At 39.5% G+C, this 9890-nt stretch carries 10 protein-coding genes; 6 read left to right on the plus strand and 4 right to left on the minus strand.

The features are described 5' to 3' along the window. From F6K54_RS32430 to F6K54_RS32445, 4 genes are all read right to left on the minus strand, one after another. Positions 1 to 152, minus strand: a 152-nt coding sequence (locus tag F6K54_RS32430; RefSeq protein ID WP_293087245.1) for a zinc ribbon domain-containing protein, incomplete at its 3' end; no start/stop codon positions are given. Positions 153 to 245: 93 nt separating this feature from the next. Continuing rightward, on the minus strand, positions 246 to 578 hold the full coding sequence (locus tag F6K54_RS32435; RefSeq protein ID WP_293087220.1) for a transposase: 333 nt from the start codon (positions 576 to 578) through the stop codon (positions 246 to 248). 56 nt (positions 579 to 634) lie between these two features. Further along, positions 635 to 1018 carry a transposase gene (locus tag F6K54_RS32440; RefSeq protein ID WP_293087223.1) on the minus strand — a complete coding sequence of 128 codons (384 nt, stop codon included), beginning with the start codon at positions 1016 to 1018 and terminating at the stop codon, positions 635 to 637. Between the two features lie 116 nt (positions 1019 to 1134). Beyond that, positions 1135 to 1467 carry a DUF4347 domain-containing protein gene (locus F6K54_RS32445; RefSeq protein WP_293087226.1) on the minus strand — a complete coding sequence of 111 codons (333 nt, stop codon included), beginning with the start codon at positions 1465 to 1467 and terminating at the stop codon, positions 1135 to 1137. A 1041-nt stretch (positions 1468 to 2508) separates the two neighbouring features. Here F6K54_RS32445 and F6K54_RS32450 point away from each other — a divergent pair. The 6 genes from F6K54_RS32450 (at position 2509) to F6K54_RS32475 (ending at position 9704) form a co-directional block, all read left to right on the plus strand. Beyond that, on the plus strand, positions 2509 to 3009 hold the full coding sequence (locus tag F6K54_RS32450; RefSeq protein WP_293087229.1) for a DUF2231 domain-containing protein: 501 nt from the start codon (positions 2509 to 2511) through the stop codon (positions 3007 to 3009). After that, positions 2946 to 3611: a DUF2231 domain-containing protein gene (locus F6K54_RS32455; RefSeq protein WP_293087232.1), complete on the plus strand. Its 666-nt coding sequence runs from the start codon at positions 2946 to 2948 to the stop codon at positions 3609 to 3611. Before F6K54_RS32450 ends, F6K54_RS32455 begins: the two co-directional genes overlap by 64 nt. 232 nt (positions 3612 to 3843) lie before the next feature. Further along, the gene (locus F6K54_RS32460; protein WP_293087234.1) at positions 3844 to 4749 is read left to right on the plus strand and encodes a cytochrome c oxidase subunit II; all 906 of its coding nucleotides are present in this window, start codon (positions 3844 to 3846) and stop codon (positions 4747 to 4749) included. Between the two features lie 639 nt (positions 4750 to 5388). Next, the gene (ctaD, locus tag F6K54_RS32465) at positions 5389 to 7083 is read left to right on the plus strand and encodes a cytochrome c oxidase subunit I (protein ID WP_293087237.1); all 1695 of its coding nucleotides are present in this window, start codon (positions 5389 to 5391) and stop codon (positions 7081 to 7083) included. Between the two features lie 304 nt (positions 7084 to 7387). Continuing rightward, positions 7388 to 8002 (plus strand): heme-copper oxidase subunit III, encoded by a 615-nt coding sequence (locus F6K54_RS32470; RefSeq protein ID WP_293087240.1) that lies wholly within the window; start codon positions 7388 to 7390, stop codon positions 8000 to 8002. Between the two features lie 184 nt (positions 8003 to 8186). Further along, a complete protein-coding gene (locus tag F6K54_RS32475; protein ID WP_293087242.1) occupies positions 8187 to 9704 on the plus strand; it encodes a GMC oxidoreductase in 1518 nt (505 codons plus the stop codon). Positions 9705 to 9890: the final 186 nt, after the last annotated feature.

Raw genomic sequence — 9890 nt, forward strand, 5'->3', positions numbered from 1 at the left:
CCACAGTGAGAACATATTTGAGAACTGGGATAAAATCTATCTGCTATCACTAAAGTGCTTCCATACCATTCACACTTATATGTAAGCTGACGCCTAAACTCATAAAAACCACAATCTGCTATGGCACTTGCCAGTTTATGATTTTTGAGCATTCCACTTACATTGTCATACTTCTATCACTATGGTGCTGTGGTTTTTAGCTAACCATGTTGTCAGTTTATGTAGTGCATCTGCTCTGATATCAGCTACTGCTTGGTGCGCGTTCCGCAAGCGAGCTGACGTCGTCGCGGGGTCGCATCCGCTTTTTTGTGAGTCTTGGCTAGTTTTTTTACTGCTTTGGCTCTGTTTTTGCTACCAGGCTCTTTTTTCTGGACACGCCGTTGATAACGAGTTAGTCGTTTTTTGGCTTGTTTGTAGGCTTTGACGTTAGCGTAAGTTGTTCGATCGCTACAAGTTGCTAGGGCATTTATACCTAAATCTACACCGATAATAGCCCGTTTTTTAGTCAGAGGTTTGGGCTGACATTCATCATACTTAAAACTAATGTACCAGTCACCTGCCCGCTTGGATATTCTCACATTTTTGACTGGTACAGATGGTAAGATTTCATAAGTTTTTACTATTCCTATCCTACCTACCTATTGAGTTTGATGTAGTTTCCTCTCAGGATTTTGATACTTCCTTCTAAATAGAAACTGTCTTTTTTCCCTTTTTTCTTAAAGACCGGAAACCCACATTTAGGAATAGTTAAAAAGTTCTTAAATGCCCTTTCTAAATCTCTTAAAGCTTCTTGAGGGGCACACTTTGATACTTCATAGTACCAGGGATTTTCGCTTTTTACTTCCCTCACCAAACGCTTATGTAAAGTGATAGCACTCAGTCGTTTCTTGTTTGATTCATATTCAGTAATGCAAGTTGCTAATCCCCAGTTATAAGCATGACTGGCTACACCTGCGTGTTTGGCAAGTATTGTTTTTTGGTAATTGTTAACTTTTAATTTGGTCTTGATTGATTGCATTTGAACTGGTAAGCCATGAAAAAAAAGTCTTTGATAATTATAAGATGAATGAGTGTATGATAGCAGACAATCAGGAGTTTTTTAATATTTTTTAATATTTGTCTAACTTTGTCAAATTATTCGGCTTCAGTAGTTAGCCCTCTATATTGATCAATATTCTCCTGACTCACAGGAGTTTTACCCAAGTACAAAATACCATCAGCACCGTGACAAACTATATGAAGACTGGTAGCTAGCTCATCTGATAACGCTTCTGTTATTTGCTCAATACCATCTTTTCTCAAATCCAACACCACCACTTTTGTCTCCGGATAAGTTCCCGAAACCAACTGATGATAATTATCCACACGGGGGTCAATAATTACTAACGTCTGTTTTGTTTTTTTTGGTGGAGTTATTTCCCTAACTATTGTTGTGGAGTTTGTATCGTCTTTTCTCGTAAAAATCATTACTAATCCTCCGAAAAATGTAGTTATTTACTGGACAAAGTAACTCAATTTTAGATTCTTAATTTTAGATAAATTATAGTGTTCCGATTGTGGAGAAAGTTTGTCTTCGTTACATTAATTCTCAAATTTCGCTCACTTCCCAACTTGATTAGAGAGAACATTAAGGAAATTATTAATATTAAACATATTACAATAGCATAAAAAAATCTGGAAAGCAAGACATATTTGCCTTGAAAAACATTAAATTTTTCTGTAAATTTAGTTACAGGATTTGAGTCAGATTGAAAATATCATAATATTAAATTTTAATTAAATATCTAGCTTTTATAGAGTTGAGGTCAAGTATTACTAATACAAAATCCGGTTATAATTCCCTCTAATTAAATATCTATAAATCTTTTGAAATTAAGATACATAGCGATCGCAGAAAATATCTGTAATTCTAAGGATGTCAAGATATACAGATTATGATATCTTTTACATTTTCAGAATAAAAATAGTTTAGTTAGTTATGACAAACCTTCAAGAATTAAGAATTAAGAATTAAGAATTTAGAATTACCTCTCTTTTAAAAGAATGAGGATTGACTAATCATGAAAATTTTTCTTCAGGCAGTAGGCAGTAGGTAGAAGGGAATATTGGTTCAACGATCCCCCGCGCATCCCCCTTAAAAAGGGGGACTTCCAGTTCCCCCCTTTTCAAGGGGGGTTAGGGGGGATCTCCTGACTCCTCTGTTGTTATTTATAACTATTCAACCGGACATCGTAATTAAAAGAGGAGGCTTTCAACCACAATTTTTCGGTAAAATCTGAAAAAAAAATAATGTTGCCTTGACTACATTACTATTTCACTTTGATTAAAGAAAAAAAATCAGTATCTCTCAAGAAAAACTGTGAGAATTGATACGGTAAAAAACACACAGATTTTATAAATTCAGTTAGAATGTTGTGAGAAAAAATTGATGAAAATATTTGCCTGTAGTAACTCGTAAAATTTACATTTTTTTCAGACATATCTACTTATCTACTGAAGGAGAAGACTATGTGGGAGTATCTACCACCATTAAACGATCATTACTTGCCCTATCCAGATACAATACATCCCATCGTTGTCCACTTCGTAATAGCGATGGTATTATTTGCTTTCGTGTGCGATGTTATTGGTTATTTTACTCGTAATTACCGTTTATATGAAGTAAGCTGGTGGAATATGTTTTTCGCCACAATTTCTATTTTTATTGCTATAATATTTGGTCAATTTGAAGCAGGTCTGGCACAACCCTACGAAGCAGTCCAACCAGTCTTAAATTTACATACCTTAATTGGTTGGTCTCTGTCAGGAATAATCGCTGCACTTACTGGTTGGCGGTATGTGATTCGTTCAAATAATACAGAAAAACTACCGATGCCATATCTAGGGTTGGGGTTGGTGCTAGTAAGTATAGTTTTCTTCCAGGTATATCTTGGAGATAAACTGGTTTGGGTATATGGATTACATACAGTGCCAGTAGTGGAAGCGATCGAGGAGGGAATTTTACAATGAACCCAGAATTAATAGATAGTTTGAGTTCTCAGTTAGGGGCAAATGGTCTGCCATACAGCATCCCAATTCATCCTAATTTAGTTCATCTGACTTTAGGTTTGTTTATTATGGGAATTGCCTTTGATATCGTGGGTGTACTTTTCCCTCTACAAAAACCAGTATTGAAACTTTTAGCAATATCCACTACTCGTTCTAATTTTTTTGATGTAGGTTGGTACAATATGCTCGCCTCATCAATAATTACATTTTTTACGGTAGCAGCAGGGTTTTATGAAATCATGCTAGCGAGACCATCCGCAGAGCTAAAAAGTGCCTGGGGATTCGGAGCTATGGATACTATGATCTGGCATGGTGTTGGTGGTGTGTTCCTGTTGGCTTTTATTGTAGGGATGACGATCTGGAGAGGATTTCAACGCTATATCTGGTCTAAGGACAAACTTCAACAAGTGCAGTGGAGCTATTTAGCAGTGGGTTTATTCATCATGTTTCTGATGTACGTTCACGGAACTCTGGGAGCACAGTTAGCTGCTGAGTTTGGAGTACATAATACTGCTGATGCGTTGCTAAAACTAGGCGAAAATCCCAACCAAGTACTTAAGTAGGGTTTGCTGAAAAAGTCTTTTAGTAGGGGTAGGAGACAGGAGACAGGAGACAGGAGACAGGAGGAACGGGGAATTTATAGGAGGTAGGATTCAACAATTAATAATTAACAATTACCTCTCCTTTAAAACGGATAGCATTGATGCTTAAGGAAAATTTTTCTTTTTATCCCCATATGTCAATGCTTTTAGATTTAATCAGCAAACCCTAAGTAATTTAGTAGAATATCTTGATATGAAAATCCGGACTATTTTGACATTGGGAGCGATCGCTCTCGTTTTAACTGCTGTGAGTATATGGGTTGGACGACTATCCTATTCATGGTTACCACCTCAAGCGGCAGCAGAATCTATATTAATTGATGACCTATTTAGTTTTCTCGTCACCCTGGGTACATTCATCTTTCTGGGGGTAACTGGAACTCTAATGTATTCAGTTCTATTCCAACGCGCTGCCAAATATGACTACAGCGACGGCCCTCATATTGAAGGCAACATCACCCTAGAAGTTGTCTGGACAGCAATACCAATTTTTTTAGTATTTTGGATTGCTGCTTATAGCTACAATATTTACCAACAAATGGGAATTCAGGGGCCGATGGAATTAGTACATCTGCATACACCATTAGAAATGGAATCAGCAATTGCAGACCCACTAAAACCTGTAACTGAACCTGTAGAAGAAATCGAAGTCTTTGCCAAACAATGGTCTTGGGTATTTAGCTATCCAGAAAATGGTGTTACTAGCACCGAACTACATTTACCAGCAAATAAGCGAGTACGGGTAGCATTAAATTCAGAAGATGTGCTGCATGGATTTTATATTCCAGCATTCCGACTGAAGCAAGACATTATTCCCAACCATCCAATAAATTTTGAATTTACTCCCATTCGTGTCGGCAAATATAGTCTCACTGACTCCCAATATAGCGGTACATATTTTGCCACAATGCAAGCAGATGTAGTAGTTGAATCTTCTCAAGATTATCAAAGTTGGCTGGCCACAGCAGCAAATACCGAACTGTCTCCCGCAGCAAATCAGGCAACCACTGAATATATTGAAAAATCAAAAGCACCAGTGGAAGCAGGTTGGCCTACTATTAAACCCGCTGCACCTCCTGTTGTTAATTATCATAGTTAAGAAGTCAAAAGTCAAAAGTTAGACTCAAGTGACTAAAAACTTTGATAAGACAATAGTTTCAGGCAATTATTTAACATTTACAGGAGCAAGACTATTTGCAGAGATCGAGAAAAAAATTATTCCATGAAAGAAATAATATCATGTCCGGTAGCATCGGAGCGTGTATAAAATTAAGGTGACAATGAAAGAAAACCTTCTGCCTCCTGCCTCCTGCCTCCTGCCTTCGGACAACCATTGTCTAATTATTCAACCGGACATGATATAAGGTAGGTTGGGTTGACGTTTACGGAAACCAAACATCATATAGATGTTATGTTGCCTGACAGCTATAGCGCTGTGCGCAGGCAACAGGCAACAGGCAACAGGCAACAGGGGGAATGAATTGCTGATAATATAAGACTTTTAGCTATTTGGCCCCTCCTGCAATTTGTAAATATACCAGCGCTCATTGCTATACCTTTAACCCAACTTATACTTAAGCAAGCAAACCTAAAATTATGTACTTGTTTTGTTGGGTTGCGCGACCCTTAACTTGTTTTGTTGGGTTGCGCTCCCCTTAACCCAACCTACTAGCTGATAGCTAGTTAACCCAACCTACAGAAATTTAAATCTAGATACTCAAGGAAAAAAAATTACTCCATGAAAGAAATAACAATTGACGGCATCGGTGATGTCACAGAAAAACCAGAACACGAAAAACCGCCTAACTGGCGACGATACTTCAGCTTTAGCACCGACCACAAAGTTATCGGTATTCAATATCTAGTTACCTCTTTCCTCTTTTTCCTAGTAGGTGGAATATTCGCCATGGTGATTCGCGGCGAACTGATGACACCAGAATCAGACCTCGTAGACCGCACCATTTATAACGGAATGTTCACCATGCACGGCACGATCATGCTGTTTCTGTGGACATTTCCATCTTTAGTTGGTCTGGCAAACTATCTCGTACCCATAATGATCGGGGCGCGAGATATGGCATTTCCTCGTCTGAATGCTGCTGCATTTTGGATGGTGCCAGTAGTTGGTGTCCTGATGATCGCCAGTTTCTTTGTTCCTGGCGGGCCCGCACAGTCAGGTTGGTGGTCATATCCTCCCGTGAGTTTACAAAATCCCACGGGTAATTTAATCAACGGTCAGGTACTATGGATTCTTGCCGTTGCCATTTCTGGTGTTTCCTCCATTATGGGTGCGGTCAATTTTGTCACAACTATTGTGAGAATGCGAGCGCCTGGCATGACATTTTTCCGGATGCCAGCTTTTGTTTGGACAGTATTTGCTGCTCAGATTATTCAATTGTTCGGACTGCCAGCACTGACAGCAGGTGCAGTGATGTTACTATTTGATATCACAATGGGAACTGGATTTTTTAATCCTGCCAATGGAGGAAACCCGGTTCTCTTCCAGCACTTTTTCTGGTTTTATTCTCACCCAGCAGTTTATGTAATTATTCTGCCCGTTTTTGGCATTTTTTCCGAAATATTCCCAGTCTACAGTCGCAAACCACTATTCGGGTACAAAGTGGTAGTAATTTCATCAATGCTCATTGCCGGGGTAAGTGGTTTAGTTTGGGTACACCATATGTATGCGAGTGGTACTCCTCCCTGGATGCGGATGATTTTTATGCTTTCAACTATGTGTGTTTCTGTACCTACTGGTATTAAAGTCTTTGCCTGGGTGGCGACCATTTGGGGTGGAAAAATTAGACTGAACACTCCCATGCTATTTGCCTTGGGTGGGTTGATCATGTTTGTGTTTGCTGGTATTACTGGCATTATGCTCTCGGCAGTTCCCGTAGATATTCACGTTAACAATACCTATTTTGTTGTCGGTCACTTCCACTATGTTCTCTATGGTACTGTGACTATGGGAATGTATGCAGCCATTTACCATTGGTTCCCTAAAATGACTGGGAAAATGTATTACGAAGGTTTAGGACAGTTGCATTTTTGGCTGTCATTCATCGGTACTAACCTCAATTTTTTACCTATGCACCCATTAGGTTTACAGGGAATGTTGCGCCGAGTTTCTTCTTATGCACCTGAGTATGAGTTTTGGAATTTGGTTGCAAGTCTGGGAGCATTTTTATTAGGAATGTCTACTTTACCGTTCATTTTAAATATTGTCAGTTCCTGGATACAAGGAAAGGAAGCACCTGCTAACCCTTGGCGAGCGATCGGTTTAGAATGGATGATTTCTTCTCCACCAGATGTGGAGAATTTTGAAGAAATTCCGATAGTTATTGCGGAACCTTATGGTTATGGTAAGTCGGAACCTTTGACTTCTAACGACCCCAACGGACATCACGCAGAAGCTCCTGAACCTGTTAATTAGGTGTTCAAGAATTTAGAATTTAGAATTTAGAATTTAGAATTACCTCTTCTTATAAATTAAGAGAATTGGATCAAAGGATTTTTTTCTTTTTTATCCATGAATGGAGAGGCTTTATACCTGAATTTTTCGGTAAGTGGGGGCAGGCATCCTGCCTGTCCCGAAAATATCAGGAACGGGAAAATATCAGGAACGGGCAAGATGCCCATTCCACTTCCACTTCCACAAAACTATGAAAATCATCCCGCATTTATGCAACGCCGAGTATAGCGAGGATAAAACCAGTAAATTAAAGGAGAATTAAAACATGGATAGTTCGATCGCATCAGAACAACTACAGGAACCTTTGCATTCAGGAGTTGCCGAACATACTCACGATGAAGAAGGCAATAGTATGTTCGGGTTTATCGTTTTCCTACTTTCGGAAAGCATAATTTTCTTGAGTTTCTTTGTCGGATACATCGTCTACAAAACAACTGCTACCGACTGGTTGCCAGAAGGTATTTCTGGTTTGGAAGTTAGAGAACCTGCTATTAATACAGTAGTTTTGGTTTCGAGTAGTTTCGTTATCTATTTTGCCGAAAAAGCTTTAGAAAAGGATAACTTGACTTGGTTTCGCATATTTCTGTTTGCTACAATGGCAATGGGAACTTACTTTGTAGTAGGTCAAGGAATTGAATGGAATAGTCTAGAATTTGGTTTCACAACGGGAGTATTCGGTGGAACTTTCTATCTGTTGACAGGTTTTCACGGTCTGCACGTTATGACTGGTATTTTGTTGCAGGGTATCATGTTGGGTCGCTCTTTCATTCCTGGTAACTATGAGAACGGTCACTTTGGCATTAATGCTACTTCTTTATTCTGGCATTTCGTTGACGTAATTTGGATTATTTTATTTGGCCTTATCTATATTTGGCAGTGAAATATAGCGCTGTGCGCAGGCAACAGGCAACAGGCAACAGGCAACAGGCAATAGAAGGAATAAAAAGCTGATAGTATCACACTTTGACACATTTTTTATGCCAGAAAATGTCTAAGTAGCACTATCAAATCTTACTTTTGACTTTTGACTTTTGAATTTTGACTTCTTAAAAAGGAAGAATAAAATGATTATTGACGACCAACATTATGATGTGATTATTGTCGGCACAGGTGCGGGAGGAGGAACTTTAGCCTCTAAACTTGCTAGTACCGGAAAAAAAATACTCATCTTAGAAAGGGGTGATTTTATGCCCCTAGAAATTCAAAATAGAGCTAACGTTGATATCTTCAAAAAAGAACTTTATCGTGCCCCCGAAAATTGGTATGACAACGCAGGGGAACCCTTTTCTCCTCAGACAAATTATGCCGTAGGTGGCAATACCAAAATCTATGGCGCTGCTCTCATTAGGATGCGAGAAAAAGACTTTGAAACAGTAACACATCAAGAAGGAATTTCTCCAGAATGGTGCCTCAAATACAAAGACTTTGAACCATATTACACTGAAGCAGAAAAACTTTATAAAGTTCACGGTCAAGTTAGCAAAGACCCAACGGAACCTACCCACAGTGCAGAATATCCTTATCCTGCAGTTGACCACGATCCAGAAATTAAAAAAGTTGTCGATGCGATCGCCGGGCAAGGTTTACATCCAGAAACTTTACCATTAACTCTCACCCGCGAAGAGGAAGACCCCACTGGAGACTCGGAAGTATTCGGTATTGCACCACTGCTGGACTCTCCTAACATTACTATTAAAGCTAATGCAAAAGTAGTCTGTTTACTCACCAACTCCTCTGGCAACACAGTTAAAGCAGTAGAAGTAGAAATTGGCAAACAATCATTTCTATTTTTTGGAGATATTGTCGTACTTGCTTGTGGAGCGGTAAATTCAGCAGCATTACTATTACGTTCTGCGAACGAAAAACATCCCGATGGTTTAGCAAACAGTTCCGGACAAGTGGGACGCAACCTGATGAAACATCTGATGACTGCCGTAGTGCAACCTAGTCCCAAACCTAACTCTGGGAACTTTCTCAGAAGTGTGAGTGTGAATGATTTTTATTGGGGGGATGAAAATTTTGCCTATCCCATGGGCCACATTGAAAATACAGGTGGTTTGCTGCAAGATATTACTTTTGCTGAGTCTCCACCAATTTTATCTGTGTTAGCAAAAGCAATGCCAGGGTTTGGGTTAAAGCAGTTAGCATTGCGTTCCATTGGTTGGTGGTTGCATTCGGAAATAGTACCAGACCCCAAGAACCGAGTAGAAGTCAAAGGGGATAAGTTGTTTTTCCATTACACTCCCAATAACTGGGAAGCACACGATCGCTTAGTACATCGTTGGATGGATGTATTGAAGTTGGTAGACAAAGAGGTGGGAAATTCTGTGTTGAAGCGGGGAAATGTTTATCCCCGTGGGGAAGTTCCCATTGAGGTTGTAGCAAACCAATGTGGTACTTGTCGGTTTGGGGAAGACCCGAAAACATCGGTTCTGGATATTAACTGTCGTACCCATGATGTGGATAATTTATATGTTGTGGATAGCAGTTTTTTCCCATCAAGTTCGGCAGTGACTCCTGCTTTGACAATTATTGCTAATGCTCTGCGAGTAGGGGAACATTTGAAGGAAAGATTGCAGTAATATAGCACTACGCGCAAGGCAACAGGCAACAGCGGTGCGACCCCGCATCAGGTATAGCGTTTCTCAAATTTGTGAGATAGTTTTAGATCCCCCCTAACCCCAGATCCCCCCTTACTAAGGGAGGGGGGAACCGCTTAAAAAGGGGGGAAGTGCTTAAAAGTCCCCCTTTTTAAGGGGGATTTAGGA

The organism is Okeania sp. SIO3B5, assembly GCF_010692555.1.
Taxonomy (GTDB): Bacteria; Cyanobacteriota; Cyanobacteriia; order Cyanobacteriales; family Microcoleaceae; genus Okeania.

Coding starts and splice junctions, on each gene's coding strand:
- F6K54_RS32440 (WP_293087223.1), bottom strand. CDS start 1,018: ATGCAATCAATCAAGACCAAATTAAAAGTTAACAATTACCAAAAAACA.
- F6K54_RS32445 (WP_293087226.1), bottom strand. CDS start 1,467: ATGATTTTTACGAGAAAAGACGATACAAACTCCACAACAATAGTTAGG.
- F6K54_RS32450 (WP_293087229.1), top strand. CDS start 2,509: ATGTGGGAGTATCTACCACCATTAAACGATCATTACTTGCCCTATCCA.
- F6K54_RS32460 (WP_293087234.1), top strand. CDS start 3,844: ATGAAAATCCGGACTATTTTGACATTGGGAGCGATCGCTCTCGTTTTA.
- ctaD (WP_293087237.1), top strand. CDS start 5,389: ATGAAAGAAATAACAATTGACGGCATCGGTGATGTCACAGAAAAACCA.
- F6K54_RS32470 (WP_293087240.1), top strand. CDS start 7,388: ATGGATAGTTCGATCGCATCAGAACAACTACAGGAACCTTTGCATTCA.
- F6K54_RS32475 (WP_293087242.1), top strand. CDS start 8,187: ATGATTATTGACGACCAACATTATGATGTGATTATTGTCGGCACAGGT.